The organism is Pseudomonas sp. UBA5666, assembly GCF_002420785.1.
Lineage (GTDB): Bacteria > Pseudomonadota > Gammaproteobacteria > Pseudomonadales > Pseudomonadaceae > Aquipseudomonas > Aquipseudomonas fulva.
This window is the reverse complement of record NZ_DIIQ01000044.1, coordinates 114,736-138,686: the sequence shown is the minus strand read 5'-3', so window position 1 is coordinate 138,686 and position 23,951 is coordinate 114,736. Positions and strand designations below refer to the sequence as shown.

Here is a 23,951-nt window from a genome sequence, read left to right as displayed (position 1 = left end):
GTCCGGCCGATTCGGTGTCGCGTTGCACGGTCCGCGACCCTGGTTTCACCTTCAGGAGATCTTATGGTTCAGGACACACGCTCCAGCGCCAGCCCTTTCAAGCGGCTGTTTTTCGCCCTGCCGGTCAGTGATGCCCAGCGCCGCGATGTCTCCCAGTGGCGGCGCAGCCTGGCGCTGCGCAGCGGCAAGCCGGTGCCAGCCGCCAACTTCCATGTCACCCTGGCCTTCTTGGGCAATGTCGACGCGGCTCAGGTGCCGTCTGTGTGCGCTGCCGTCGACCAATTGGTGCTGCCCGACAAGGCGCCGAGGCTGGTGCTCGATCGCTTGCAGGTGTGGCAGAAGGCCGGTGCCTTGGTGCTTGAGGCGCAGCATACGCCTGCGGCGCTTCTTCAACTGGTCTATGGGCTGCAACAGGCGCTGCTGCCCCTGGGGATCGCCGTGGCAGACCGCAGCTTTCGCCCGCACTTGACGCTGTCTCGCGAGTTTCACGGGCAGCCCCCTGAAGCCAGCTCGCCACCGGAGTTCTTTGGCAGCGCCCGGGAATGTGTACTTTACGAGTCCCGAAAGGGCGCTTACCAGGCACTGGCGCGCTGGGCATTAGGGGATGGGGGCGCATTTCTGAGCCCGCCGGGCTCACACCGGTAGGCTCTGATAGGGCAATTCTTCGCCGGGGCTGCGTTCGAACTGGCGTTTGTACTCGCGGCTGAACTGCGACGTGCTCTGGTAGCCCACCCGATGGGCGACCTGTGCCACGCCCATTCCTTCGCCGATCAGCATCTGCTGTGCCTTCAGCAGCCTCAGGCGCTTGAGGTACTGCATAGGCGCCATGTCCGTGCAGCGTTTGAAATGTTCGTGGAAGGTGGAGACGCTCATGTTCGCTCGCCCAGCCAGAGCCTCGACGCTCAGGGGCTCGCTGTAGTGCTCGCGCAGGTGGGCTAATGCAGCACCAATGCGGGCGAAATGGCCCTGCTGCTCGACCAACGCTCTCAGTACCCCGGCCTGTGGGCCACGCAAAGCGGCGTACAGCACTTCGCGTACCCGGGCCGGCCCCAGCACCTTGGCGTCCACAGGGTCTTGCAGGCACTCCAGCAATCGCTCGACCCGCTCGCGCATGGGCGCGTCCAGGGCGGCCGAGGTCATCGACTGGGGCGTCTGAGCCTGTACCGGGCCATCCGTGGCAAGCCCGGTGCTCTGCACCAGTTCGCTCAGCGTGGCGCGGTCGATCGCGACTGCCACGCCCAGCAAGGGCACATCGGGCGTGGCGAAGGTCTCGCACATGAAAGGGACCGACAGCGCCTGCACTAGGTAATGCCCGGCGCCGTACTCGAGCGTGCGGGGCCCCAGGCGGGCCAGCTTGCTGCCCTGGGCCAGGATCATCAGGCTCGGCTCGTAGATCTGCGGGCTGCTGGCCACGTAGTGGTCCCAGCTCAGCACTTGTACCTGGGGCAGGTGGGTGGACACGAACCCTGGGCGTAGTGCCAGGCGACGTATGAGCGTGCAAAGCGGGGCATTGGCGTCTACGTGACGGGTCAGTTGCATGGAGCACCGGGGCAGAGAATCGGACAGCATGGGGAGTCGAATTATGCCCGCCGCGCGTGGTCTTCACCAGCAGCTTCGGAGAATCAGGCAAGGCTTCCGGAGAATCTGCGGTGGGCAATGTCCCTCTCTAGGAACAAAATGCTTCACATGAACCGTTTCACTTAACCGCGAGGTCTCCATGTATACCGCTATCGGTTACGCCGCCCAAACCCCCACCAGCCCGCTGGCACCCATGACCTTCGAGCGCCGTAGCCCGCGCCCGGATGACGTGGCCATCGACATCCTGTATTGCGGGGTGTGTCACTCGGACATCCACCAGGCCCGCAACGAATGGGGCATTGCGGTCTATCCCTTGATGCCCGGCCACGAGATCGTCGGCCGCGTGACGGCAGTAGGCGCCCAGGTCACCGGCCACAAGGTCGGTGACCTGGTCGGTGTCGGCTGCATGGTGGATTCCTGCCGTCAGTGCGCGGCCTGCGCCAAGGACCTCGAGCAATACTGCCTCGAAGGCCCGACCATGACCTACGCCACGCCCGATCGCGTCGATGGCAGCAACACCATGGGTGGCTACTCCAGCAGCATCGTGGTCAGCGAGCATTTCGTGGTACGCATCCCCGAAGGCATGGACCTGCCTAGCGCCGCTCCTATCCTGTGCGCCGGTATCACCACCTATTCACCGCTCAAGCACCACGGTGTAGGCCCAGGCCACAAGGTGGGCATTCTTGGCATGGGTGGCCTGGGGCACATGGGCATCAAGCTGGCCAAGGCGCTGGGTGCCGAAGTCACGCTGTTCACCCGGTCCGAGGCCAAGGCCGCTGAGGCGCGTCGACAGGGAGCAGACCATGTGATCGTGTCCACCGACGCCGAGCAGATGAAAGCCGCTGCCGGTCGCTTCGACTTCCTGCTCGACACCATCCCTGTCCAGCACGACCTCAATCCCTACCTGGAAACCCTGACGTTCGACGGCGTGCACATCCTCGTCGGGCTGATCGAACCGATCGAGCCTGCGCTGCATGCTGCCAACCTGGTCATGAAGCGACGCGTGCTGGCCGGCTCGTTGATCGGCGGTATCGCAGAAACCCAGGAGGTGCTGGACTTCTGTGCCAAGCACGACATTCGCTGCGACATCGAGATGCTGGACATCCGCCACATCAACGAGGCGTATGAGCGCATGATCGCAGGCGACGTGAAGTACCGCTTCGTGATCGACATGGCGACCCTCAAGGCCTGATCAGCCATTGACCTGCACCGGGGCAACCGGTGCAGGTCCTGTTGCTGGCCCTACCAGGCCAGCGGCTTCTCCCCACCTTTCCAGAACAGCCAGCGCCGGACCTCACCATGCGGGCCTGTGCCGATCTGCCAATCGGGTCGGCCACTGTCGAGCGCGATCACCGAGATGAACCCCGCATGGCTTGCAGCGACGAGGGTTCTCCCATCCTCGCTGATGTCCATCGCGCTGATGGTCGAACCCAGATAGTGCTGCCAGCGTTCGCTACCGTCTTCCCCGAACGCCCTTAGATAACCATAGGCATCACCGACGATGTACTCGTCCTGGCGCGCCACGCCTGCATAGACCCGGGCGCCTTCCTGCACCACCGGCGTGCGGGGGTCCTGGCTGTAGTAATCGGTGTCCAGGCCTTCCAGGTCGCTCACCCTGACGGCCAGCGACGCGCCGCTGTAGAAGTGACAGGCATTGAGCAGCAACTGGTCCCCGGCGCGGTTGAACAGGGCGTAGTGCGGGTATTCGCTGGCCGGCCCGATACTGGCAACAGGCCGTAACCGATGGTCCAGCACCTGGTGTCGGTTGGCTTGCTCGCCCACCACGACCCGCTTGCCGTCAGGCGAAACAGCGCCGTGGGCCATGCTCAGGCCAAGGATGATGTCATCGGGGTCCGTGCCCTCTGCCAACGCCTGCTCGACCTGCTCCTGGCGTGGCAGCAGCCGGCTCGCGCCCTGCTCGGATAGCACGAAAATGCCCTCGTCGCTAACCAGCAGCACCTGTTGCCCGTCGGGGAACGGTATCAAGGCAGTCGCAACGGGGGGCAGGTCGAAAGGCTCGAACGGATAGCCCTTGGGCAACCCCTCCAAACCGGTAGGCCAGGCCAGCCGCCGCACCTGTGGGCCCCCCCATCCATCGGTCACGCGCACACCCTCGGCATTGGCCAGGGCGAAGAAGCGCCGAGCCGGGCACCGGCCGAAATGCTCGACGCCGATGATGGGTGTCACGCTGTAACCATCGATACGCACCACCTGGCCTTTCTCGTGAGGCATGCCGATCCGTGCGAGCAGGCTGCCGTCGTCGAGCAGCAGTAACGTGGCGATGCCCTGGCCGTGCGTATCGAGCAGGGGCAACAAGGGCGCATGGGCTGGCGGCCAGGCCTGGCGAAACGCCTGGCGCTGGTGCTCCTCGACAGCCGGCTGATTGACCGTGCGCAAGGCGGCGCGCCAGGCGTCCAGCAAGTGCTCGGTGGCAGGGTGCCGGGGTTCTTCGAGCTGGTCCCAGCCGTGCGCACGGCCTTGTGCGACATAGTCGTTGACGGCCTGGGCGTAGGTGATAACGGCCTGCTGCCATTGCTGCTGGGGATGCTGCTTGTCCATGAGTGGGTGGAACTCCTTGATGTGCGCCAGTATCCGAGATTGCGCATGGTACTCCTTCGGTACGGCGGTTGTGAGGCCCAAGCATGACGCGTACCATGCCTGCGTCCCCAATTTTAATAAGACACACGCTCATACCGCTCCTTGCCGGGGCTGGACGTGCGTGGTCTTGCCTTGCCTGTGGAGAACCGGTTTCACGCCATGAACGGACCCCTACCTGACCATTTGCCACCCACTGTAGGCGGCGGCAGCTGGCTGAGCGTCATCGCCCTGGCGTTGGCCGCCTTCATCTTCAACACCACCGAGTTCGTGCCGGTGGCGCTGCTCAGCGACATTGGCCGCAGCTTCGACATGACCACTGCGCAAGTGGGGCTGATGCTGACCATCTACGCCTGGGTCGTGGCACTGGCATCACTGCCGATGATGCTGATGACCCGCAACATCGAGCGGCGGCGCCTGCTGCTGTTCGTGTTTCTGGTGTTCATCGTCAGCCACCTGCTGTCGTGGCTGTCGCAGAGTTTTGCGATGCTGCTGCTCAGCCGCATCGGCATAGCCCTGGCGCACGCCGTGTTCTGGGCGATCACTGCCTCGCTGGCGGTGCGCGTCGCCCCGCCTGGGCAACAGGCCAAGGCGCTGGGCCTGTTGGCCACCGGCACGACGCTGGCGATGGTGCTCGGCATCCCCCTGGGGCGCGTGGTGGGCGAGGCGCTGGGATGGCGCGTCACCTTCCTGAGCATCGCCGGCGTGGCGCTGGCGACCATGCTGTGCCTGATGAAATCGCTGCCGTTGTTGCCGAGCCAAAACTCGGGGTCGTTGCGCAGCTTGCCGATACTGTTCAAGCGGCCTGCGCTGGTCATCACCTACCTGCTGGTGACGCTGGTGATCACCGCGCAGTTCACCGCCTACAGCTATATCGAGCCGTTCGCCTTGCATGTCGCGCAGATCAGCGGTGAACGCACCACGTTGGTCCTGCTGTTGTTTGGCGGCGCTGGCGTGGTCGGCTCGTTCCTGTTCAGCCGCTACAGCGATCGTTTCCCCCAGGGTTTTCTGGTGGGTTCGATCGGCATGCTGGCAGTTTGCTTGCTGCTGCTCTTGCCCTTGTCCGGCAGCTTCAATGCATTTGCTGTGCTGAGCATGTGCTGGGGTGTGGCGATCTTGAGCTTCAGCCTGTCGTTGCAGTCACGCACCTTGAAGCTGGCTTCCGACGCCACGGATGTGGCCATGGCGTTGTTCTCCGGCATCTACAACATTGGCATCGGCGGGGGGGCGTTGCTGGGCAGTATCGTCAGCAGCTACCTGGGCGTGGCCAATATCGGCCTGGTCGGCGGCAGCGTGGCAGTGGTCGGCTTGTTGCTGGCAGTCGGCAGTACCCGCCGCTTTCGCGACGCGCTGACGCATTGAGTGTGGCTTACAGGCCAGCAAGGCTGCTCAGCTCAGTACCGCAGCCCACGCTGAGAGCAAGAGCAGCCCGCCCAGGGCTCGGTTGAATAAGCGCATGCGGCGTGGCGTTTGCAGCCAGCCCGCACTGCCTGCGCCCAGCACCGCCCACAGCGTCATGCACGGCAGGGCGATCACCAGAAACACCAGCGCCAGTTGCCACACCGCCAGGCCAGGCGCGGCAAACACGCCGATCACGGCCACGGCCATCAGCCACACTTTGGGGTTGATTACCTGCAACGTTGCCGCGTCCACTGCCGTAAACGCCCGCACCTGGGCTGCTGCGCCGGTGTCGCCGGCGCTGCGCAGCAGTTGCCAGGCCAGCCAGCTCAACCACAACACCCCGCCCCACATCATCAGATGCTGGGCTTGGGGGTGGCGCGTCAACCATTGGCCCAGCCCCATGCCAACCAGCAATACGGTGGCCGCAGCGGCCAGGCAGGCCGCCAGGATGGGTACCAGTGTGCTGCGCAGGCCGTGACGCGCACCTTGGGCAAGGATGAGCAGATTGGTCGGGCCCGGGCTGATGCTGGCAACCAGGGCAAATGCCATAAATGGCAGGAAAGAATGCGTCATGTGCAGGGGCTCCTTGAGATCAGCCACCATGCTCGCCGTTTGCATCGCGTCAGTCTGGAAGGATTGAGCAGCGTTTGCGGTAGTGTGCCGGCGTGAGTCGATAGGCCCGCCGAAACCAGCGGCCCAGGTGGCTTTGATCGGCAAAGCCCAAGGTGACGGCTACGTCTGCAGGGCTGGCTCCGCTGGCGAGCAAACGCCGGGCCCTGGCCAGACGCAGCTGGATCAAGTACGCATGGGGGGCAAGCCCGAATGCCGCCTTGAAGGCTCTGGTCAAGCGATAGCGGTCGATACCACAGGCTGTTGCCAGCTCCTGGAGGCCCACATCCCGTGCGAGGTTGTCATGCAGATAATCGCGGGCCCGTTGCGCCGTGAGCGGCAGGCGCGGGTCCGGGTCGACCCGCTTGCGCCAGTGCAGGTGGCGCGTGAGGCAGGCGAGCAGGGCGTCGGTGGCCGACTGCCTGACGATGAGTAGCTCGTTTGCATGCAGTGCATTGAAGGCAAAAGCGGTGGTTTGGGCGAGCTGCAGGTCCTGAGTCAGCGTGTCGGCGAAACTGGGCAAGGCATCACGGGGCGCGTGTTCGAACAGCAGGCGCAACTGCTGCTCCAGCCAGTCCGGCTCCAGGTAGAGCGTAGAGTAGGTAAAACCGTCTTCAGTGGGCGCAAGCCCATCGTGCAGGTCCCCAGGCTCAAGCATGAAGACCTGACCCGGCACGCTGCGGTGCCTGACCCGACGGCAATTGAATTGCTGGACCCCTTGCTCGGTCACACCGACCAGGTAGCTGTCGTGCCAATGGGGGTCGTAGGCATGACCGACGAAATGCGCGCGGATCGACTCGATGCCGGTCTCGGCGTCCTGCTTGAGGTCGATCCAGTTACTCATGGGAGCTCGCTGTGTGCACGCTGATGCGGGGGCTGTATCACGAGCCTAATGCCCCCGGTTCCAGGTGTCTGGAAGATTTGTGCAACTGCCGAGCCTGGCTGCCGGCTGCAGTGCGTCGAACCGCTGGCGCAGCCACTGGTGCAGTTGCGTGACGGCGGGCGTGAGCTGCTTGCGGTGCGGACATACCAGCGTGACCGGCGTCGGCTCGCCCGGCCATTGAGGCAGGACGATTTCCAGTCTGCCACAGGCCAGATCGTCGCTGACATCCAGCCACGACTTGTAGACGATTCCCTCGCCAAGTACCGCCAGGCGGCGAATCACATCGGCATCATCACTGACCAGTGGCCCTTGCACGTGCACCGTGCGTTGGCCGAGTTGCCACTTGTCGTACACCCGTCCGTGCTGCATGTACAACAAGCAGGCATGAGTGTGCAGTGCTTCGGGTGTCTGGGGTCGGCCGTGGCGGGCCAGGTAATCGGGCGAGGCGACCAGCACGCGCTGGTTCCAGTCGGCCAGGGGGAGGGCAATGTAGTTGGCGTCCTGATTCAGGCCGTAACGCACGGCGACGTCCACCGGATCACGGCTCAGGTCGGCAATCTGGTCGGACAGCATGAAGCGCAGGTGCAGGGCCGGGTGTTCCCGGCGAAACGCGCTGAGCCATGGCAACAGCATGTTGCGGCCCAGGTCCGAGGGCGCTGAAACCTGCAAGGTGCCGCGCAGGGCGGTGGCATTGCCATGCAAATCGTCATGCCCGCGGCGTAGGCTTTCCAGCACGTTCACGGCGGTCGGCAGGTAGCGCTCGCCCTCAGCAGTCAGGCGCAGGCTGCGGGTGGTACGAACGAACAAGCGTACGTCCAGGTCACGCTCCAGCCGCTTGATGGCCGCTGCCACCTGGCCGGGTAACAGGTTCGCTTCTAGGGCAGCTGCGGTGAAGCTGCCCAGTGCGCTACTGCGTACGAACAGTTCGAGGTCGGCAAGGCGCAGCATTGTCACTCCGTGGGTGAAAGTGTTGCTCGATTGTGCCGGTTTTTATTTGTGGCAGGAAAGATACCATGGGCACTTCTTTCCTCTCGACGATCGGAATTGCCCATGGATACCGTCTCGCTGGCCAAGCGCCGCTACACCACCAAAGCCTACGATGCATCGCGTCAAATTCCCCAAACCACGGTCGATGCTTTACTCGAGCAATTGCGCCACAGCCCCTCGTCGGTCAATTCTCAGCCCTGGCATTTCGTCGTCGCCCAGAGCGAGGCTGCCAAAGCCCGCCTGACCACGAGTACCGACACCGACTACGCCTACAACTCGCCCAAATTGCGCGATGCCTCTCATGTCATCGTTTTCTGCACGCGTACCGACATGACCCAGGCGCACCTGGAGGCCGTGCTCGCCCAGGAAGCACTCGACGGGCGTTTTCGGGATGAGCAGGCCAAGGCGGCTCAGGACAAGAGCCGACGCCACTACGCCGACCTGCATCGTTACGAGCGCAAGGACCTGCAGCATTGGATGGAAAAGCAAACCTATCTTGCCCTGGGTACCGCCTTGCTGGGCGCGGCTGCCTTGGGCCTGGACGCTACCCCCATCGAAGGTTTCGATAGCCAGCGCCTGGATGCCGAGCTGGGGTTGCGCGAACAAGGCTTCACCAGCGTAGTGCTGCTGAGCCTGGGCTATCGCAGTGAAACCGACTTCAATTCCGGGTTGAGCAAATCGCGGCTCCCGGCCTCCCAGGTATTCACCTTCCTGTAAAGGCATGCCCGGCTGGCGTGATTCACCACAGTGCAGCGCTGGCCGTCTTCAATGCCGAGGCCATTACCGCAATGGCCTTGTCTACCTCTGCCTCTGTGGTGAACCTGCCGATGCTCAGGCGAATGCTGTTACGGGCACGGCGCTCGTCCAGCCCCAGGGCCAGCAGGACGTGGGATGCCGCATTGTTCGCCGAATTGCAGGCCGAGGTGGTCGACAGCGCCAGTTGCGTGGCAAGCGCCGCGTTGTTGAACCCCGCCTGCTCGATACACAGGTTCAAGGTGTGCGGCACGCGCTGGGTTGCGCAGCCGTTGAGCGTGATGCCGGGCAGTGCCAATAGGCCCTCGCGCAGGCGCTTGGCCAACTGTGCCAGGCGCTGGTCCTCGCCGTCGCCCGGTTGACCCGCCAGGGCAAACGCGCTGCCCATGCCCGCGATCTGATGCGTCGCCAGGGTGCCGGAGCGCAAGCCTTGCTCGTGACCACCGCCATGCAGCTGCGCACGCATGCCGGCGCGGGCCCGGGGGCCGACGAACAGCGCACCGATGCCCTTGGGGCCATACACCTTGTGGGCTGAGAAGGACATCAGGTCAACGGGCAGGCCGGCCAGGTCGATGTCGAGCTTGCCAACCGCCTGGGCGGCATCCACGTGCAACAGGGCGCCGTGCGCCCGCACCCGCTCGCCGATGGCAGCGATGTCGGTCACCGTTCCCAGTTCATTGTTCACCGCCATCAGCGACACCAGGCGCGTGTCGGCGCGCAGCGCGTCCTGAACCATGGCGGGATGGATCAGGCCTGATCGGTCCGGTTGCAGTCGCGTCACTGTCCAGCCCTGGCGCTCCAGTTCGGCCGCTGTGTCCAGAACGGCCTTGTGCTCTAGCTGACTGGTAAGCAGATGCCCAGGCTGGCCCAGTCCCTGTGCGATCCCTTTGAGCGCCAGGTTGTTGGACTCGGTCGCCCCGGATGTCCATACCAGCGACGCCGGCGACGCCCCCACGCGTTCGGCCACCTGCTCACGGGCCAGTTCGACTGCATCACGCGCTGCCTTGCCGTAGACATGCCCGCTCGAGGCCGGGTTGCCGAAATGGGCATGCCGACCCAGGCACGCAAGCATGGTCTCGATCACTCGATCGTCGACCGGGGTGGTGGCAGCGTAATCGAAGTAGAGCGGGGCGTCAGTCATGAGCAGGTCCATTGGCAAGAGAACGAGGGTGCCTGAACAAGATTAACTGCGCTGTGAAGAGACTTTTGCTCTAAATCAGGGCTTTTTAAGACCATTTTGCAAAAGCTTTCTCCCGCTCAGGCATAACGGAAAAAATGTTCCCGTGCTTGCCACGACCCTTCAGACGGTTTTTCTTCACGCACCGCGCAGAGACCGTTCCTCTTCGCTGACTACTCGCTCGCACAACTCTGTGATCTGCTCGCGCATCCAGCGGTTCGCGGGGTCCTGATCAGTGCTTTCATGCCAGTACAGGTGCGTCTCCAGCGCAGGCACCTCCACAGGCAGGGGCTTGTAGCACAGCTGATGACGGCGGGCGAAACGCTCTGGCACGGTCATCACCATGTCGGTTTGCTGCAAGACTTGCGAGGCCATCAGGTAATGCTGTGAGCGCAGGGCAACCTTGCGCTGTACGCCCATCTTGCCCAGCGCAAGGTCCACGTAACCCAGCCCGTTGCGGCGGCTGGAAATGTGGATGTGGGTCATGCCAAGGTACGCGTCCAGGCTCAATGCCTTGTCGGCCTGCGGGTGGCCTTGGCGCAGGGCGCAGACGTAGCGGTCCTGCATCAACTTGATGTGCCGCACTTGAGGGTCGGTGTTGAGAGGGGCATCGATGGCGAAGTCCAGTCGTCCCGCGGCGAGCTCCTTGGTCGTTTCTCGACGCTTGCACAGGAAACTCTCGATCAGCACCCCAGGTGCCAGGCGACGCAGACGCTGGAACAGCGGCGGCAGGATCACGGCCTCGGTCAGGTCGGTCATGCTGATGCGAAAGGTCTTGCTCGCTTGCAGGGGATTGAACGTTCGGCTTTCCTGCACTGAGGTGCGCAGCAACGCCAGGGCGCTGCGGACCGAGCCGATGATGTTTTGCGCCATGGGTGTCGGCACCATGCCCTGGGCGGTGCGCACGAACAGCGGATCGTTGAAGGTCTCCCGCAGCCTGGACAATGCATTGGACACGGCAGGCTGGGTGATGCCGACGATCTGCCCGGCACGGGTGAGGTTAGCTTCGGTGTAGATCGCATCGAAGACGATGAACAGGTTGAGATCGACCTTGCTGAGGTTCATGAGCGCCGCTCGTTCTTGGAATTATCGGCTGATCATATATCGGTTATGAATGTTAATACACGCCGAAAATAGACTAGGTGGATGACCCATGCCTGCCCTAGGCTTGCTTCATGTCATTCGACCCGAAGGAACCCGCCAATGGATTTCGCCTATTCGCCCAAGGTGCAAGCGCTGCGCGAGCGCGTGACTGCATTCATGGATACCTACGTCTATCCTGCCGAGTCCGTATTCGACCGCCAGGTGGCCGAAGGCGATCGTTGGCAGCCTACCGCCATCATGGAGTCGTTGAAGACCAAAGCGCGCGAGGAGGGCTTGTGGAACCTTTTTCTGCCTGAATCCGAATACGGTGCAGGGCTGACCAACCTGGAGTACGCCCCACTGGCAGAGATCATGGGCCGTTCATTGCTGGGCCCGGAGCCGTTCAACTGCTCGGCACCGGACACGGGAAACATGGAAGTGCTGGTGCGCTACGGCACGGCCGCCCAGAAGCAGCAGTGGCTGGAGCCTTTGCTGCGGGGCGAGATCCGCTCGGCATTCGCCATGACCGAGCCCGATGTGGCGTCCTCAGATGCCACCAATATGGCGGCCACAGCAGTGCGCGAAGGGGACCAATGGGTCATCAATGGCCGCAAGTGGTGGACCTCCGGCGCCTGTGACCCACGGTGCAAGGTGCTGATCTTCATGGGCCTGTCCAACCCGAACGGCCCGCGGCATCAACAACATTCGATGGTTCTGGTGCCGATGGATACCCCCGGTGTGAGGGTGCTCAGGCCTTTGCCGGTGTTTGGCTACGACGACGCCCCCCATGGCCATGCTGAGGTGGTGTTCGAAAATGTGCGGGTGCCGTTGGAGAACGTGCTGCTTGGAGAAGGCAGGGGGTTCGAGATCGCCCAGGGCCGACTGGGGCCTGGGCGCATTCACCATTGCATGCGATCCATTGGCATGGCCGAACGGGCCCTTGAACTGATGTGCAAGCGCGCGGTTGGCCGGACTGCGTTCGGTCAGCCACTGGCGCGCCTGGGCGGCAATGTCGACAAGATTGCCGATTCGCGCATGGACATCGACATGGCACGACTGCTCACGCTCAAAGCGGCCTACATGATGGACACGGTGGGCAACAAGGTGGCCCGCAGCGAAATCGCCCAGATCAAGGTGGTAGCACCGAACGTGGCGCTGCGCGTGATCGATCGGGCGATCCAGTTGCACGGTGGCGCGGGGGTCAGCGCTGACTTTCCGTTGGCCTACATGTACGCCATGCAGCGCACGCTGCGCCTGGCCGACGGGCCCGATGAAGTACACCGGGCTGCGATCGGCAAGTACGAGATCGGCAAGCACCTGCCTGCGTCGGGTTCAGCGGCCCAACGCTGATTGCTGTGGTCACCCCGCGAGGCTCAGCGGGCCGAACGGCTGTTGGTATCGGCAGGCGTAGTGGTGGCAGGTTTGTGCAGATGCGCGCCCGTAGGGTCATCCAACTGAATGACGACGCCTTTCTGCCAACTGTCGGCGCCGGTGTCAGGCGTCGGAATGTCGATGTCAGCGCGCTGCTTGCGCGTCTGGGTGGTATCGATGCCCAGGCGACGATTGCGCTGCTCGACCATTGCAGGGTCTGCCTGACCGTCTGCCGTAAAGCCCATCATCAGTTGGGGCACGCCCATCGGCAGGGACTTGTCCTGGTCGGTATGCCAGGTATGCCACGTCTTGCCGTAGGTGGTGGCCAGGCGTTTCATCAAGGCATGCTCGGCAGGCGCAGGTATACCGGGCGCCACCAACTGGCCAGAGGACACTTCATAACCGTGGCTGTGCCACAGGGCTTTTTCCTTGTCGGGTAAACGGGCGAACAACTTCTGATCGATGATGTACTCCACGCCCATGATCTTGGCCGTGGCCGTGCTGCCATCGTAGATCACGCACTGAATGACGTCTTCGTTGAGGATCGCACAGTAATGATGCGCTTCCATTTGAATATCCGGATGGCCGTTATAGAAGTGAAAGCCGTCCAGGTAGGCATTGAGTGCCTCAATGGGTGGTTTGGACTGTAACAGCGCCGCGCCTTTTTCAAGCCATTGCGTCCCGGTTTTTATTGGGGCGCCGGGTGTGTGTACGGGTGATGCGGTTTTGGCACCTGAGCAACCGGCGAGCAGGGCGCTGGCGATACACAAGCCAAGAAGGCTGGGGAACGGGTTGGGCATGATTCAGTCTCCGCTGGGTGTGCGCAACAGACCGCTTGCAGGGCACTAACATTTTCTTTGACGGACAGACGGTAATGCGGTCTAGTTAGTCAAGCGGGTTGAACCAAGCGTATGTTCGACTGCACTAACAAGTTACTGAAGTTTTATTGCCCGTCGTACTGAAAAGGAAACGTCCCCATGTCTCGTCTTGCAGAGTTTCGACAACTGGAACAGAAATTGGCTGCCCAACTTGCAGAGCTGGAAGCCATGAAAGGTAGCCCTGAGCTGCAGAAAGAAATCGAGTTTGAAACCAAACTGCGAAATCTGCTGGCCAAGTACGAATACAGTTTGCGCGACATCGTCAACCTGCTCGATCCGAAAAACGGTCAACGTCCCGCTGCGCCTGCTGCGTCCCAGAAAGCGCCGCGTCGTGCTCGGCAAGTCAAGCAGTACAAGAACCCTCACACCGGTGAAGTCATCGAGACCAAAGGTGGCAATCACACCAAGCTCAAGGCATGGAAGGCCGAACACGGCGCAGATGAAGTGGAAAACTGGCTGGCCAAGTAATGCCTGCCCAGCGTTATCCCACGACCCCGGACGGCCGCTATTTCGTTGTCCGGGGGCGGTTGTGGCGCTGTACCGACCCCTCCCTGTCCGAGGCTGAGCGTCAGCACTGGGTGCATGCCCTGATGGACGCCCGCAGAGCTGTAAAGGACGCAAAAGCCGACAACGATCCCGATCAGTTAACCCGCGCCCGTGCCCAGGTTCAGACGGCAAAGGTGGCGCTGGGTGAGCGGGGTCCTGTCTGGTGGGCCGACGGGAGCCCGGACTTCAACCGGCGCATGGCGGTCAATACTCCTTATGCCCAGTGGTTCCAGTCGCTTGATCCGACTCAGTAATCGCAGCCTTGCCCTGACCACGTGTTTTTATCAGCGACACCAGCACACCGCCCAGCAGCAGTCCGAACGTGACACCCAACGACAAGAGGGCGGGCACCTTGCCAATCAAGCCGTGGTAGAAGATCTTGCAACCGATGAAGATCAGCACGAGCGCCAACGCATATTTCAGGTACACGAAACGGTGCATCAGTGCCGACAAGGCAAAGTAAAGCGAACGCAGGCCCAAGATGGCAAAGATATTGGATGTGTAGACGATGAAAGGGTCCTGAGTAATGGCGAATATTGCCGGAACACTGTCCACGGCAAAGACGAGGTCGGCCAGTTCAATCAAAACCAGCGCAAGGAACAGCGGCGTAGCGTGGCGCACAGCATGGCTGCCCCCGCTGGGCGTGATGTGCACGAAAAACTTCGAGCCGTGGATCTGATCGGTCACGCGCATGTGCCGCCGTACAAACTTCAGAATCGGATTGTTGGCCAGGTCCGGTTGGCTGCCTTCCTTGGACAGCGCCATCTTCACGCCGGTAAAAAGCAGGAAAGCGCCGAAGATATAAAGTACCCAGGCAAAGTTCTGCACCAGGGCCGCACCTACGCCGATCATGATGGCGCGCAACACCACCACACCGAGAATGCCCCAGAACAACACGCGGTGTTGGTACCGCCTGGGAACGGCGAAGTAGCTGAAGATCATCGCCATGACGAAGACATTGTCCATCGACAACGACTGCTCGACAAGAAACCCCGTGTAGAACTCCAGCGCCGGCTGCGCGCCCAGGTAGTACCAAACCCCAACGCCGAACAGCACGCCAACGCCAAAATAGCCCGAATACAGCAGCAGGCTTTCGCGCATTTCGATTTCACGGTCATGGCGATGCAGCACGCCCAGGTCGAGCACCAGCAAGCCGACGACGATGGCGACGAAGATCAGCCATAGCCAAGCGCTGGTGCCAAGAAAAGGTGTGGTGAGAAAGGTGTGCAGAGCTGTCATGAGCCCCTCCTGGTCGGCCGACGTTGCGTGGCAACAGTGATCCGACATGGCGGCTGGCAACCGTCAGAGGGGCCCGGTATCACTTAAGCTTGAGCGTAGATCCATTTGTGGGGCACGCCGAATGGGCAGCTGTTACTTTTTTTTGCGAAGGGCTTTCGATGCGCTGACGGCTCAGGTCTTGGTGCAGTACTGCAAGCCTCAATAGACCCAGATCTCGACGCGACGGTTGCGCAATCGGCCTTGCTCCAGCTCGTTACCGGCCACCGGCATCTGGTCACCTAACCCCGCCACCTCCAGCACCTCGATACCCCCGCGCGCCAGCGCCTGGCGTACCGCCTCGCCGCGCAGGCGCGAGAGCAGGGCCGCGCGTCCCGGTGTGTCCTTGGGGTCGCCGAAGCCGACCAGCACAGCCTTGCGCTGCTGCTTGCCGGCCTGGTTCAGGTAATCGATGATCCGCTGAACATCCTGGATGGCCTTGCTGTCCAGGGCGGCACTGCCCGGTTGAAAGCGCAAATTCACGCTCAGCCGCTGGGCGTGCTCTACGAGGTCGCGATACCGGGCGGGCATGTCCGGAACAGGCACCACCCGCTGGGCCAAGACCTGTTGTGACACAAAGCCTTGTTCGGCCACGATGGCCTGACCAGCAGGGCTCTGGATGAAGTCGATCAATGCGGTGGCTTGAGGGCTTGAGGGAGTGGGCAGATACAGGAACAGGCGACGTGACAGGGGGTAGTTCTCGCTGGCCACCAAGGCGCGTTCGGGCAGCTGCGCCGCAGCGGTGCCTTCGGCCACTGCCAGCACCTTCGTCCCGTGTCTGGTCGAAAGGCCGGAGAATCCGATTGCCTGGCGATCACCCGCTACCTGGGCGGCCAGACGATCGCCGGCTTCGAAACGCGTGGCTGTCGGCGCCAGGCTGACCTGCCCAGGCGCCAGCACCCGTGCTTTGAACGTTTCGAACGTCCCGGAGCGTTCGTCCCTGGCGTACAGGTGGATGTCGCCACCGGCCACTCCCAGTTGCTCCCAGCGCTGTATCTGCCCGCTGAAAACCTGCGCAATTTGATCCAGGGACAACTCATGCAACGGGTTGGCAGGATTGACGAGGATGGCGACGCCGTCCAATCCGATCACATGTTCGGCGGCAGGGGCCCGCAGGTCACCAAATGCCTGCAATTGCCGCGCTTCGCTGTCATTGATCGGACGTGAGGCGGCGACCAGGTCGGCCTCGTTACGAGCCAAGGCAGAAAAGCCCGTATTCGTACCATGTGCCGCGATGTCGACCCGAACGGCTACGCCGTCGGCGCGGGTCGCCGTGATCACTGACTCATTGTCAGACTGACCGCGGTGAACCTGCACCTGGGTGGCGAGCTCAGCACGCAGTTGCGCCAGTACCAATGCCGGTAGCAGGGCGCTGCCAAGCGTGTTGGAGCCCTGGATGCGCAGAGGCACGGACTCGGCCCAGGCCATCACCGGTAGCATGGTCAACAGGAGGGCGAACAGGCGGGCCATGCCGATTGGACCTTTACGGTGGGAATGGCCTGAGCGTAAGACAGTGGCGTGATGGTGTGATGACAAGGCGGCCGTGCGCAGGCATTAGCGCACGGCCTGATACGTGGCGTCAGCTCCTCGGCTCAGTGAGCGCCGGCCGATTTGCTCAGGTCACTTTCTGCCCATTGGGTATAGATACACGCATCGGCCACGGCCCAGCGTACCTTGACGGTGTCGCCTGGCTGCATCGGCATGCCTGCCGCCGACAGCGCCTTGACCGTCAACGATGTACCGCCTGCAGTGACCACATGACAGGTTTGGCTTTCACCCAGGAACAACACCTCGCCGACCGTGGCGCTGACTTCATTCCAGCCCGCAGGCAGAGGTTGCTCGGCAGCTTGCTGAGCAGTCAGGGCCAGGGCCTTCTCGGGTCGCACCATGATCAGGGCATCCTGGTCCTGGCTCAGGCCTGGGGTCAGGCGGATGGCCACGCTCTGGCCTTCGAAGCTACCGGCGCCGTTGCCATTGGCCTTGATCCGCAGGAAGTTGGAGTTGCCCAGGAACGAGGCGACAAACGCGTTGGGCGGGTTCTGATACAAGTCGTAGCCACTGCCAAGGCCCACGATTTTGCCATGGCTGAAGATCGCGATGCGCTGGGACAGGCGCATGGCCTCTTCCTGGTCATGGGTGACGTAGACGATGGTAATGCCAAGACGCCGGTGCAGTTGGCGTAATTCGTCCTGCAGGTCTTCACGCAGCTTCTTGTCCAAGGCACCCAGCGGCTCGTCCATCAGCAGGATGCGCGGCTCGTAGACCAGCGCCCTGGCGATGGCCACGCGTTGCTGTTGCCCGCCAGACATCTGCGAGGGCTTGCGGTGCGCGAAGGGCTCCAGTTGCACCAGCTTGAGCATGGCATCGACACGCTTGCGTGTTTCAGCCGCACCCAGCTTGCGAATGGCCAGGGGGAAGCCGATGTTGTCGCGCACGTTCAGGTGCGGAAACAGCGAATAGCGCTGGAACACCATGCCGATGTCGCGCTTGTGCGGCGGCACGTTGACCAGCGATTGGCCCTCCACGAGTATCTGGCCGCTGCTGGGCGTCTCGAAGCCAGCCAGCATCGAAAGGGTGGTGGACTTGCCGGAGCCGCTGGAACCCAGGAAGGTCAGAAATTCGCCTTCCTGAATGTCCAGGTCCAGGTTGTCCACGGCGGTGAAGTCGCCGTAATGCTTGTTCAGGCCGCGCAGGCTGACCAGGGCCTTGCCACGCGCGTTGTCTTGGATCACTGCACTCATGGGTTAATCTCCGCGCGCTCAGGCGTTGGTTTCGGCACGCCGGCGCAGGGCGGCGGCAAGGAACATCACAAGCAGCGACAGACCGATCAGCAAGGTCGATGCCACGGCGATTACCGGGCTGAGGTCCTGGCGCAGGGTGGTCCACATCTTTACCGGCAGTGTCTGCAGGTCGGGGCTGGCCATCATCACGCTCAGCACCACTTCGTCCCAGGACACCAGAAACGCGAACAACCCGCCGGCGATCATCCCAGGCCGGATGGCCGGGAAAGTCACCTTGAAGATGGCCTGCAGGCGCGAGGCGCCGCAGATGACGGCGGCGTCTTCGATTGACTGGTCAAACAGCTTCAGGGAATTGATGATGGAGATGATGGTGAAGGGCAGGGCGACGATCACGTGGCTCACCACGAAGGCGAACAAAGTCCCGGTGTAGCCCAGCTTGAGGAACAAGGCGTATACCGCCACGGCGATGATCACCAGGGGCACGATCATGGGCATGGTGAACAAACCGTACAGCAGTTCGCGCCCCGGGAAGCGACCCCGTACCAGGGCAAAGGCCGTGGGTAGGCCCAGCAGCACTGCCGCACCGGTGGTGAGCACGGCGACCTTTAGGCTGGCCAGGGCCGCGTCCATCCACTCAGGGTTGGAGAAAAACTGCCCGTACCATTTGAACGTCCAGCCCGGCGGCGGAAACACCAGCCATTGGGATGAGCCGAACGACAGCAGCACGATGAAGACCACCGGCAGCAGCAGGAAGGCAGCAATCACGCCGGTGGTCAAGTACAGGCCGGTGCGAAGCGGCCGGCCCATGGCGTTGGGAGACAAGAGCATGTGGTTTACCTCGCAGTGCCAACCGGGGATTCCGGCTGCAGCTTCAGGTACAGGTAGAACAGCACCAGGGTGATGACCACCAGCAAGGCGGCTGCCGCGCTGGCCAGGCCCCAATTGAGGAACGACTGCACCTGCTGGATGATGAATTCAGGCAGCATCATGTTCTGCGCCCCGCCCAGTAGCGCCGGGGTGACGTAGTACCCCAGCGACATGACGAACACCATCAACGCCCCGGAGAACAGCCCCGACCGGCACAGCGGCAGAAACACTTTCCAGAAATTGGTCCACGGGCTGGCACCGCACACCGAGCCTGCCTGCAGCACCATCGGGTCGATGGCATGCATGGTTGCCTGCAGCGGCAGCACGATGAACGGGATCATGATGTAGCTCATGCCGATCACCACGCCTGTGAGGTTGTGCACCATCTCAAGTGGGCTATCGATGATGCCCATGGCCATCAGCATTTTGTTGATGACCCCCGAGCTTTGAAGCAGCACCAGCCAGGAGTAAGTGCGTGCGAGCAAGCTGGTCCACATCGACAGCAGTACGATGTTCAGCAGCCACCGGCCCCAGCCCTTGGGCACCAGCGTGATCGCCCAGGCCAGCGGAAAGCCCAGCAGTACGCTGATCAGCGTTACCAGCCCGGCCACCGAAAAGGTGTTGAACAACACCCGGGCATAGGCCGAGTTGGCGAACAGCTGTTCATAGTTGCCAAGGCCAGGCGTGGGCTCGAGCACGCCGCGCAGTAACAGGCCAACCAACGGTGCGAAGAAAAACAGGCCCAGGAACAGCAGGGCTGGCAGCAGGTTGCGGCTGCCCTTCCAGCGCTGGCTCAGGGAGGCGCGCCGTGGCCCGGCCCCTGGAGCACCGGTGCCCGAAGGGGCACCTTGGGCGTTATGCAGGGCATTGATCGCGACTTTCATTTGACCAGCCACTCATTCCAGCGGGCGGCAATGGCCTGGCCGTTCTTGGCCCAGTAGGCAAAGTCCAGGGTAACCTGATCCTGCGCATAGGCAGTCGGCAGGTTCGGGGCCAGGTCCTTGTCCAGCTTGGCGAGGCTGTCGGTATTGACCGGGGCGTAGGCCGTCTTGTTTGCAAACTCGGCCTGGCCTTCGGCGCTGCTGGCATTGGCCAGGAACTTCATGGCCGCATCCTTGTTCTTCGCGCCTTTGGGTACGACCAGGAAATCGGCCATGACCAGGTTCTGTTTCCAGCTCACCCCTACAGGCGCGCCGTCTTGTTGCAGGGCGTAGACGCGGCCGTTCCAGAACTGGCCGAGGGAGGCTTCACCGGAGGCAAGCAGCTGTTGCGACTGCGCACCGCCGCCCCACCAGACGATGTCCTGCTTGATGGTGTCGAGCTTCTTGAAGGCGCGATCCAGGTCCAGCGGGTAGAGCTTGTCCGGTGCTACGCCATCGGCCAGCAGCGCCAGTTCCAGCACACCTGGGCTTGGCCATTTGTAGAGGGCGCGCTTGCCGGGGTAGGTCTTGGTGTCGAACAGCGCGGTCCAGTCGGTTGGCTTGCTGGCACCGAGCTTGCCTTCGTTGTAGCCGAGCACGAAGGAGAAGAAGAACGAACCCACGCCATGATCGGAAACGAAGCGCGGGTCAATCTTGTCGCGCTGGATCTGGGAAAAGTCCAGAGGTTCGAGCAGGCCTTCGCTGGCAGCACGCAGGGCAAAGTCAGCCTCGACGTCGACCACGTCCCACTGCACGTTGCCGCTTTCGACCATGGCCTTGAGCTTGCCGTAGTCGGTCGGGCCGTCTTGCACCACCTTGATGCCGGTAGCCTTGCTGAACGGGGCTGCCCACGCTTGTTTCTGAGCATCCTGGGTCGTTCCGCCCCAGCTTACGAAATTCAGGCTCTCAGCCGCCTGAGTGGCCTGGCAGGCCAATGTCAGGAGGCTGGCCGACAGCACTGCGGTTACACGTTTGCTCAACAGCATGATTACGCCCTCGTTGCTTTTTGTTATTCGAGGCAGGGCTTGTGGTGCGCCCGCCAACAGTATTCGGGGAGCAGCGGTAGACAAATTCAAGGTCTACGGAATGTCATATTATGGTATTCCAAACTTTTCGCAAGTAGCAGCAGGCTACCGGCCATCATTTGGTCGATGGCCATGCAGGCTGCGCGATCAGCCAGCCATTGGCTCGAACGGTACGCTCTGCACCACTTCCAGCTCGTAGCCCGCCAAGCCTGCATACTTCAAGGGCGGACCCAAATGACGAAGCTTGCCCACGCCCAAGTCTTGAAGTATTTGCGCACCAGTGCCGACCTCCGAATACACCTTCGACTGCCCGCGCCGGTAGGGGCGCTGGGGTTGGGTCAATTGCGGCACACGTTCGAGCAGCGCCTGGGAGGACTCATGGTTGGCCAGGATCACGACCACGCCTGCGCCTTCCTCAGCCACTTTCTGCAGTGCCGCCCACAACGTCCAGTTGGCCGGGCCCGCCCACTCGGCGCCGACCAGGTCGCGCAGCGGATCGATCACGTGCACCCTCACCAGCGTAGGCGTCTCACGGCGCAGTTGGCCCATGACCATGGCCATGTGCACGCCGCCGTCGATACGGTCCTCATAGGTGACCAGGCGGAAGGTGCCATGCACCGTGGGCAGCTCACGCTCCCCGATGCGCTTGACGGTCTGCTCGGTACTCAGCCGGTAGTGGATGAGGTCGGCAATGGTGCCGATCTTGATGCCGTGGCGGGCCGCGAAGGCTTCAAGCTCGGGCCGACGGGCCATGGTGCCGTCGTCGTTGAGCACCTCGACGATGACCGACGCCGGGCTCAAGCCTGCCAGGCGGGCCAGGTCACAGCCGGCCTCGGTGTGTCCTGCGCGGGTGAGAACACCGCCTTCGCGGGCGCGCAACGGGAAAATATGCCCAGGCTGCACCAGGTCTTCCGGGCGCGCATCGGCGGCCATGGCAGCTGCCACGGTGCGTGCGCGATCGGCGGCGGAGATGCCCGTGGTGACGCCGGTCGCGGCCTCGATCGAGACGGTGAAGGCGGTGCTGAACATGCTGCCATTGGCCGGAACCATCTGTTCCAGGCCCAGGCGCTGGCAGTGCTCATCCGTCAGCGTCAGGCAGATCAGGCCACGGGCTTGCTTGGCCATGAAGTTGATGGCCTGTGCGTCGCAGTATTCGGCGGCGATCAGCAGGTCGCCTTCGTTCTCACGATCTTCGTCGTCCACCAACAAGACCATCTTGCCTTGCCGATAATCCTGGAGAATTTCATCGATGCTGTTGAAAGGCATGTCGAGTGCTCGTGCTGAGAGTTATTGTTTATGGTATACCATCATACACAAAAGCCCCCACGCAGGAGACAAGCGGATGAAGGCCTATTGGATTGCCCATGTGGATGTGACCGACCCGGTTCAATACCAGCAGTACACTCAGCGTGCCCCGGCAGCCTTCCAGGCCTACGGTGGGCGCTTTCTGGCCAGGGGAGGGCGCAGTGAGGCCTTGGAAGGGCGGCCTACGCCCCAACGCAGCGTGGTGATCGAGTTCGACTCCTATGACCAGGCCGTGGCCTGCTATCGATCCGACCTTTACCAGCAAGCCTGCGGCCTGCGCCAAGGTGCGGCGTGCGCCGAGGTGATCATCGTCGAGGGCGTCGCGCCATGACACCACCGGGCGTAGCACGGGTGCCGCAATCCTGGCTATGCTTGGGCAATGACCAACTCTGTACCATTGCGCCAACCTTGCCCGCCCGGTGCGTGCATCTGCGGTCGCGATCAGCTGGCCACCGAGTGCGAGCCTGCTCGGCGCATCCTGCTGCTGACCCGGCAGGAAGAAAAGCGCCTGCTCGAACGCCTGGAGAACCTTCAGGACATCGAGGATCTCTATCGTCTGCAACGTCGGCTATATGACAACCTGGGCATCCGGCTGCATATCGCACCGGGCCATCATGAAGTGCGCACCATGCGCGGGATCGTCATCGAGCTGGACGATCAGCCTGGGTTGTGCCGCAAGACGCGCCAGGCCATACCGGCGGCCATACGCAAGGGGCTCGAACGAAATCCGCAGGTTGCCTTCCGCCTGCTCGACACCCACGACCTGTTGCGCGATACCTGACCGAACCGGCCCCACATCCCCAGGCCGGCTCGGCATTGCCTGGTCGCCTAATTTTTTCCACTCCCTGCACGTCTACTTGAGAGTTCCCCTGCGCCGCGCGCGCAGTGGCAATCCCACTCAAGGAGGCAGGCAACATGACTTCAGTTTTCGACCGTGAAGACATCCAGTTCCAGGTCGTGGTCAACCACGAAGAACAGTATTCGATCTGGCCGGAATACAAGGCGATCCCCGAGGGCTGGCGGGCGGTGGGCAAAGCAGGGCTGAAAAAGGACTGCCTGGCCTACATCGATGAGGTGTGGACCGACATGCGTCCGCTCAGCCTGCGTCAGAAAATGGCTGAAGCTGGCGCACAGTGACGGTGATCAATCTCCTGTGCCTGCCGTATTCGGGGGCCAGTGCGATGGTGTACAGCCGGTGGCGCCGCGCGCTACCGGCGTGGTTGCAGGTTAGGCCAGTGGAATTGCCAGGCCGCGGCGCACGCATGGCCGAGGCGTTGCACACCGACATGCAGGCGCTGGCCCGACAGCTGGCCCAGGAGCAGCGCCTGACGACCAGTACGCCTTATGCCTTGCTCGGCCACAGCCTGGGCGCGCTGCTGGCCTTCGAACTGGCCCATGAACTGCAGGCGCTTGGTTGCCAGCCACCGCTGGCGCTGTTCGCCTGCGGCACTGCTGCGCCTACCCGCCGGGAAGACTATGACGGCAGGCACTGGCGCGAGCCGAAGTCCGACACCGAGCTGATCGATGAATTGCGTGAGCTGCAAGGCACGCCAGAGCAGGTGCTTGCCAATGATGAACTGATGAGCCTGACACTGCCGATCCTGCGCGCTGACTTTCTGCTGTGCGGGACCTACACGTATCGCCAGCGGCCCGCGCTTCGCTGCCCGTTGCACGTACTGGGTGGCGAAGATGATCGGGCCAGCGACGAGCAGCTACGGGCCTGGCAGCACGAAACCCAGGGCTCGTTTTCGCTGCAGGTGTTCCCTGGCGGTCACTTCTTCATCCATGACCACGAGCCAGGCGTGCTGGCGGCATTGACCAGCGCCCTGGAACCGCTGCGCCTGACGGGTTGATTGACGTCTCGCCCAGGGTCGGCGAGGCTAGGGGCTTTGAACCTCCAGGACAGACCATGCTGATCGATCTCTCTGCGCGCCCGTTGGCAGGAGCCCACCTCTGA

Annotated in this window: 26 protein-coding genes; 11 read left to right on the top strand and 15 right to left on the bottom strand. The window is 62.7% G+C overall.

What is annotated here, in order from left to right; genetic code table 11:
- Positions 1–63: 63 nt before the first annotated feature.
- Complete coding sequence (gene thpR / locus B2Y33_RS19755; RefSeq protein WP_206405291.1) at positions 64–645, top strand: RNA 2',3'-cyclic phosphodiesterase; 582 nt, start codon at positions 64–66, stop codon at positions 643–645.
- Here thpR and B2Y33_RS19750 read toward each other — a convergent pair.
- Positions 634–1,539, bottom strand: coding sequence for an AraC family transcriptional regulator (locus tag B2Y33_RS19750; protein WP_027914669.1), 906 nt, complete (start codon positions 1,537–1,539; stop codon positions 634–636). The two genes, thpR and B2Y33_RS19750, sit on opposite strands and share 12 nt — an antisense overlap.
- 178 nt (positions 1,540–1,717) lie before the next feature.
- Between B2Y33_RS19750 and calA the strand changes: the two genes are divergently transcribed.
- The gene (gene calA, locus B2Y33_RS19745; protein ID WP_027914670.1) at positions 1,718–2,770 is read left to right on the top strand and encodes a vanillin reductase; all 1,053 of its coding nucleotides are present in this window, start codon (positions 1,718–1,720) and stop codon (positions 2,768–2,770) included.
- Positions 2,771–2,820: 50 nt separating this feature from the next.
- On the opposite strand, the gene B2Y33_RS19740 is transcribed toward calA, so the two are convergent.
- Positions 2,821–4,137 carry a hypothetical protein gene (locus B2Y33_RS19740; protein ID WP_132578869.1) on the bottom strand — a complete coding sequence of 439 codons (1,317 nt, stop codon included), beginning with the start codon at positions 4,135–4,137 and terminating at the stop codon, positions 2,821–2,823.
- 198 nt (positions 4,138–4,335) lie between these two features.
- Here B2Y33_RS19740 and B2Y33_RS19735 point away from each other — a divergent pair, with 198 nt between their 5' ends.
- On the top strand, positions 4,336–5,535 hold the full coding sequence (locus B2Y33_RS19735; RefSeq protein ID WP_028686967.1) for a sugar transporter: 1,200 nt from the start codon (positions 4,336–4,338) through the stop codon (positions 5,533–5,535).
- Between the two features lie 27 nt (positions 5,536–5,562).
- Here B2Y33_RS19735 and B2Y33_RS19730 read toward each other — a convergent pair whose 3' ends face one another.
- The 3 genes from B2Y33_RS19730 to B2Y33_RS19720 are packed head-to-tail and all read right to left on the bottom strand — an operon-like array spanning position 5,563 to position 8,014.
- On the bottom strand, positions 5,563–6,147 hold the full coding sequence (locus tag B2Y33_RS19730; protein WP_110606808.1) for a LysE family translocator: 585 nt from the start codon (positions 6,145–6,147) through the stop codon (positions 5,563–5,565).
- A gap of 49 nt (positions 6,148–6,196) precedes the next feature.
- Positions 6,197–7,027 carry an AraC family transcriptional regulator gene (locus tag B2Y33_RS19725; RefSeq protein ID WP_028686969.1) on the bottom strand — a complete coding sequence of 277 codons (831 nt, stop codon included), beginning with the start codon at positions 7,025–7,027 and terminating at the stop codon, positions 6,197–6,199.
- A 45-nt stretch (positions 7,028–7,072) separates the two neighbouring features.
- On the bottom strand, positions 7,073–8,014 hold the full coding sequence (locus B2Y33_RS19720; RefSeq protein WP_028686970.1) for a LysR family transcriptional regulator: 942 nt from the start codon (positions 8,012–8,014) through the stop codon (positions 7,073–7,075).
- 102 nt (positions 8,015–8,116) lie between these two features.
- Between B2Y33_RS19720 and nfsB the strand changes: the two genes are divergently transcribed.
- Complete coding sequence (gene nfsB / locus B2Y33_RS19715; RefSeq protein ID WP_206405289.1) at positions 8,117–8,770, top strand: oxygen-insensitive NAD(P)H nitroreductase; 654 nt, start codon at positions 8,117–8,119, stop codon at positions 8,768–8,770.
- 22 nt (positions 8,771–8,792) lie between these two features.
- Here nfsB and B2Y33_RS19710 read toward each other — a convergent pair whose 3' ends face one another.
- Together B2Y33_RS19710 and B2Y33_RS19705 are read right to left on the bottom strand one after the other, a co-directional pair.
- Positions 8,793–9,947, bottom strand: a complete 1,155-nt coding sequence (locus B2Y33_RS19710; RefSeq protein WP_206405288.1) for a cysteine desulfurase family protein — start codon at positions 9,945–9,947, stop codon at positions 8,793–8,795.
- A gap of 174 nt (positions 9,948–10,121) precedes the next feature.
- Complete coding sequence (locus B2Y33_RS19705; RefSeq protein WP_110606805.1) at positions 10,122–11,048, bottom strand: LysR family transcriptional regulator; 927 nt, start codon at positions 11,046–11,048, stop codon at positions 10,122–10,124.
- A 138-nt stretch (positions 11,049–11,186) separates the two neighbouring features.
- Between B2Y33_RS19705 and B2Y33_RS19700 the strand changes: the two genes are divergently transcribed.
- Positions 11,187–12,416 (top strand): acyl-CoA dehydrogenase, encoded by a 1,230-nt coding sequence (locus B2Y33_RS19700; protein ID WP_027914679.1) that lies wholly within the window; start codon positions 11,187–11,189, stop codon positions 12,414–12,416.
- Positions 12,417–12,439: 23 nt separating this feature from the next.
- On the opposite strand, the gene B2Y33_RS19695 is transcribed toward B2Y33_RS19700, so the two are convergent.
- Positions 12,440–13,237 (bottom strand): OBAP family protein, encoded by a 798-nt coding sequence (locus B2Y33_RS19695; protein WP_049696171.1) that lies wholly within the window; start codon positions 13,235–13,237, stop codon positions 12,440–12,442.
- A 177-nt stretch (positions 13,238–13,414) separates the two neighbouring features.
- Between B2Y33_RS19695 and B2Y33_RS19690 the strand changes: the two genes are divergently transcribed.
- Together B2Y33_RS19690 and B2Y33_RS19685 are read left to right on the top strand one after the other, a co-directional pair.
- Positions 13,415–13,783, top strand: coding sequence for a histone-like nucleoid-structuring protein, MvaT/MvaU family (locus tag B2Y33_RS19690; RefSeq protein ID WP_023536121.1), 369 nt, complete (start codon positions 13,415–13,417; stop codon positions 13,781–13,783).
- The gene (locus tag B2Y33_RS19685; RefSeq protein WP_080992879.1) at positions 13,783–14,115 is read left to right on the top strand and encodes a hypothetical protein; all 333 of its coding nucleotides are present in this window, start codon (positions 13,783–13,785) and stop codon (positions 14,113–14,115) included. The genes B2Y33_RS19690 and B2Y33_RS19685 overlap by 1 nt, the downstream gene beginning before the upstream one ends.
- On the opposite strand, the gene B2Y33_RS19680 is transcribed toward B2Y33_RS19685, so the two are convergent.
- The 7 genes from B2Y33_RS19680 to ribBA form a co-directional block, all read right to left on the bottom strand.
- Complete coding sequence (locus B2Y33_RS19680; protein WP_027914682.1) at positions 14,066–15,100, bottom strand: TerC family protein; 1,035 nt, start codon at positions 15,098–15,100, stop codon at positions 14,066–14,068. The two genes, B2Y33_RS19685 and B2Y33_RS19680, sit on opposite strands and share 50 nt — an antisense overlap.
- A 198-nt stretch (positions 15,101–15,298) precedes the next feature.
- On the bottom strand, positions 15,299–16,606 hold the full coding sequence (locus tag B2Y33_RS19675) for a substrate-binding domain-containing protein (RefSeq protein ID WP_206405287.1): 1,308 nt from the start codon (positions 16,604–16,606) through the stop codon (positions 15,299–15,301).
- A 122-nt stretch (positions 16,607–16,728) separates the two neighbouring features.
- Positions 16,729–17,877: an ABC transporter ATP-binding protein gene (locus B2Y33_RS19670; protein ID WP_027914684.1), complete on the bottom strand. Its 1,149-nt coding sequence runs from the start codon at positions 17,875–17,877 to the stop codon at positions 16,729–16,731.
- An 18-nt stretch (positions 17,878–17,895) separates the two neighbouring features.
- Positions 17,896–18,705, bottom strand: coding sequence for an ABC transporter permease (locus tag B2Y33_RS19665; protein ID WP_206405286.1), 810 nt, complete (start codon positions 18,703–18,705; stop codon positions 17,896–17,898).
- Positions 18,706–18,710: 5 nt separating this feature from the next.
- On the bottom strand, positions 18,711–19,628 hold the full coding sequence (locus tag B2Y33_RS19660; RefSeq protein ID WP_027914685.1) for an ABC transporter permease: 918 nt from the start codon (positions 19,626–19,628) through the stop codon (positions 18,711–18,713).
- On the bottom strand, positions 19,625–20,650 hold the full coding sequence (locus B2Y33_RS19655) for an ABC transporter substrate-binding protein (protein ID WP_027914686.1): 1,026 nt from the start codon (positions 20,648–20,650) through the stop codon (positions 19,625–19,627). The genes B2Y33_RS19660 and B2Y33_RS19655 overlap by 4 nt, the downstream gene beginning before the upstream one ends.
- 186 nt (positions 20,651–20,836) lie before the next feature.
- Entirely contained in the window at positions 20,837–21,955 is a 1,119-nt protein-coding gene (gene ribBA, locus B2Y33_RS19650; protein ID WP_027914687.1) for a bifunctional 3,4-dihydroxy-2-butanone-4-phosphate synthase/GTP cyclohydrolase II, read from the bottom strand.
- 76 nt (positions 21,956–22,031) lie between these two features.
- Between ribBA and B2Y33_RS19645 the strand changes: the two genes are divergently transcribed.
- The 4 genes from B2Y33_RS19645 to B2Y33_RS19630 all read left to right on the top strand — a co-directional run bounded on the left by B2Y33_RS19645 (position 22,032) and on the right by B2Y33_RS19630 (position 23,847).
- Positions 22,032–22,325 carry a DUF1330 domain-containing protein gene (locus tag B2Y33_RS19645; RefSeq protein ID WP_027914688.1) on the top strand — a complete coding sequence of 98 codons (294 nt, stop codon included), beginning with the start codon at positions 22,032–22,034 and terminating at the stop codon, positions 22,323–22,325.
- 48 nt (positions 22,326–22,373) lie between these two features.
- Positions 22,374–22,775, top strand: a complete 402-nt coding sequence (locus B2Y33_RS19640) for a hypothetical protein (protein WP_027914689.1) — start codon at positions 22,374–22,376, stop codon at positions 22,773–22,775.
- Between the two features lie 134 nt (positions 22,776–22,909).
- Complete coding sequence (locus B2Y33_RS19635) at positions 22,910–23,131, top strand: MbtH family protein (RefSeq protein ID WP_028686977.1); 222 nt, start codon at positions 22,910–22,912, stop codon at positions 23,129–23,131.
- Positions 23,128–23,847: a thioesterase II family protein gene (locus tag B2Y33_RS19630; RefSeq protein ID WP_206405284.1), complete on the top strand. Its 720-nt coding sequence runs from the start codon at positions 23,128–23,130 to the stop codon at positions 23,845–23,847. Before B2Y33_RS19635 ends, B2Y33_RS19630 begins: the two co-directional genes overlap by 4 nt.
- Positions 23,848–23,951 lie beyond the last annotated feature (104 nt).

Coding starts and splice junctions, on each gene's coding strand:
- thpR (WP_206405291.1), top strand. CDS start 64: ATGGTTCAGGACACACGCTCCAGCGCCAGCCCTTTCAAGCGGCTGTTT.
- B2Y33_RS19750 (WP_027914669.1), bottom strand. CDS start 1,539: ATGCAACTGACCCGTCACGTAGACGCCAATGCCCCGCTTTGCACGCTC.
- calA (WP_027914670.1), top strand. CDS start 1,718: ATGTATACCGCTATCGGTTACGCCGCCCAAACCCCCACCAGCCCGCTG.
- B2Y33_RS19740 (WP_132578869.1), bottom strand. CDS start 4,137: ATGGACAAGCAGCATCCCCAGCAGCAATGGCAGCAGGCCGTTATCACC.
- B2Y33_RS19735 (WP_028686967.1), top strand. CDS start 4,336: ATGAACGGACCCCTACCTGACCATTTGCCACCCACTGTAGGCGGCGGC.
- B2Y33_RS19730 (WP_110606808.1), bottom strand. CDS start 6,147: ATGACGCATTCTTTCCTGCCATTTATGGCATTTGCCCTGGTTGCCAGC.
- B2Y33_RS19725 (WP_028686969.1), bottom strand. CDS start 7,027: ATGAGTAACTGGATCGACCTCAAGCAGGACGCCGAGACCGGCATCGAG.
- B2Y33_RS19720 (WP_028686970.1), bottom strand. CDS start 8,014: ATGCTGCGCCTTGCCGACCTCGAACTGTTCGTACGCAGTAGCGCACTG.
- nfsB (WP_206405289.1), top strand. CDS start 8,117: ATGGATACCGTCTCGCTGGCCAAGCGCCGCTACACCACCAAAGCCTAC.
- B2Y33_RS19710 (WP_206405288.1), bottom strand. CDS start 9,947: ATGACTGACGCCCCGCTCTACTTCGATTACGCTGCCACCACCCCGGTC.
- B2Y33_RS19705 (WP_110606805.1), bottom strand. CDS start 11,048: ATGAACCTCAGCAAGGTCGATCTCAACCTGTTCATCGTCTTCGATGCG.
- B2Y33_RS19700 (WP_027914679.1), top strand. CDS start 11,187: ATGGATTTCGCCTATTCGCCCAAGGTGCAAGCGCTGCGCGAGCGCGTG.
- B2Y33_RS19695 (WP_049696171.1), bottom strand. CDS start 13,237: ATGCCCAACCCGTTCCCCAGCCTTCTTGGCTTGTGTATCGCCAGCGCC.
- B2Y33_RS19690 (WP_023536121.1), top strand. CDS start 13,415: ATGTCTCGTCTTGCAGAGTTTCGACAACTGGAACAGAAATTGGCTGCC.
- B2Y33_RS19685 (WP_080992879.1), top strand. CDS start 13,783: ATGCCTGCCCAGCGTTATCCCACGACCCCGGACGGCCGCTATTTCGTT.
- B2Y33_RS19680 (WP_027914682.1), bottom strand. CDS start 15,100: ATGACAGCTCTGCACACCTTTCTCACCACACCTTTTCTTGGCACCAGC.
- B2Y33_RS19675 (WP_206405287.1), bottom strand. CDS start 16,606: ATGGCCCGCCTGTTCGCCCTCCTGTTGACCATGCTACCGGTGATGGCC.
- B2Y33_RS19670 (WP_027914684.1), bottom strand. CDS start 17,877: ATGAGTGCAGTGATCCAAGACAACGCGCGTGGCAAGGCCCTGGTCAGC.
- B2Y33_RS19665 (WP_206405286.1), bottom strand. CDS start 18,705: ATGCTCTTGTCTCCCAACGCCATGGGCCGGCCGCTTCGCACCGGCCTG.
- B2Y33_RS19660 (WP_027914685.1), bottom strand. CDS start 19,628: ATGAAAGTCGCGATCAATGCCCTGCATAACGCCCAAGGTGCCCCTTCG.
- B2Y33_RS19655 (WP_027914686.1), bottom strand. CDS start 20,650: ATGCTGTTGAGCAAACGTGTAACCGCAGTGCTGTCGGCCAGCCTCCTG.
- ribBA (WP_027914687.1), bottom strand. CDS start 21,955: ATGCCTTTCAACAGCATCGATGAAATTCTCCAGGATTATCGGCAAGGC.
- B2Y33_RS19645 (WP_027914688.1), top strand. CDS start 22,032: ATGAAGGCCTATTGGATTGCCCATGTGGATGTGACCGACCCGGTTCAA.
- B2Y33_RS19640 (WP_027914689.1), top strand. CDS start 22,374: ATGACCAACTCTGTACCATTGCGCCAACCTTGCCCGCCCGGTGCGTGC.
- B2Y33_RS19635 (WP_028686977.1), top strand. CDS start 22,910: ATGACTTCAGTTTTCGACCGTGAAGACATCCAGTTCCAGGTCGTGGTC.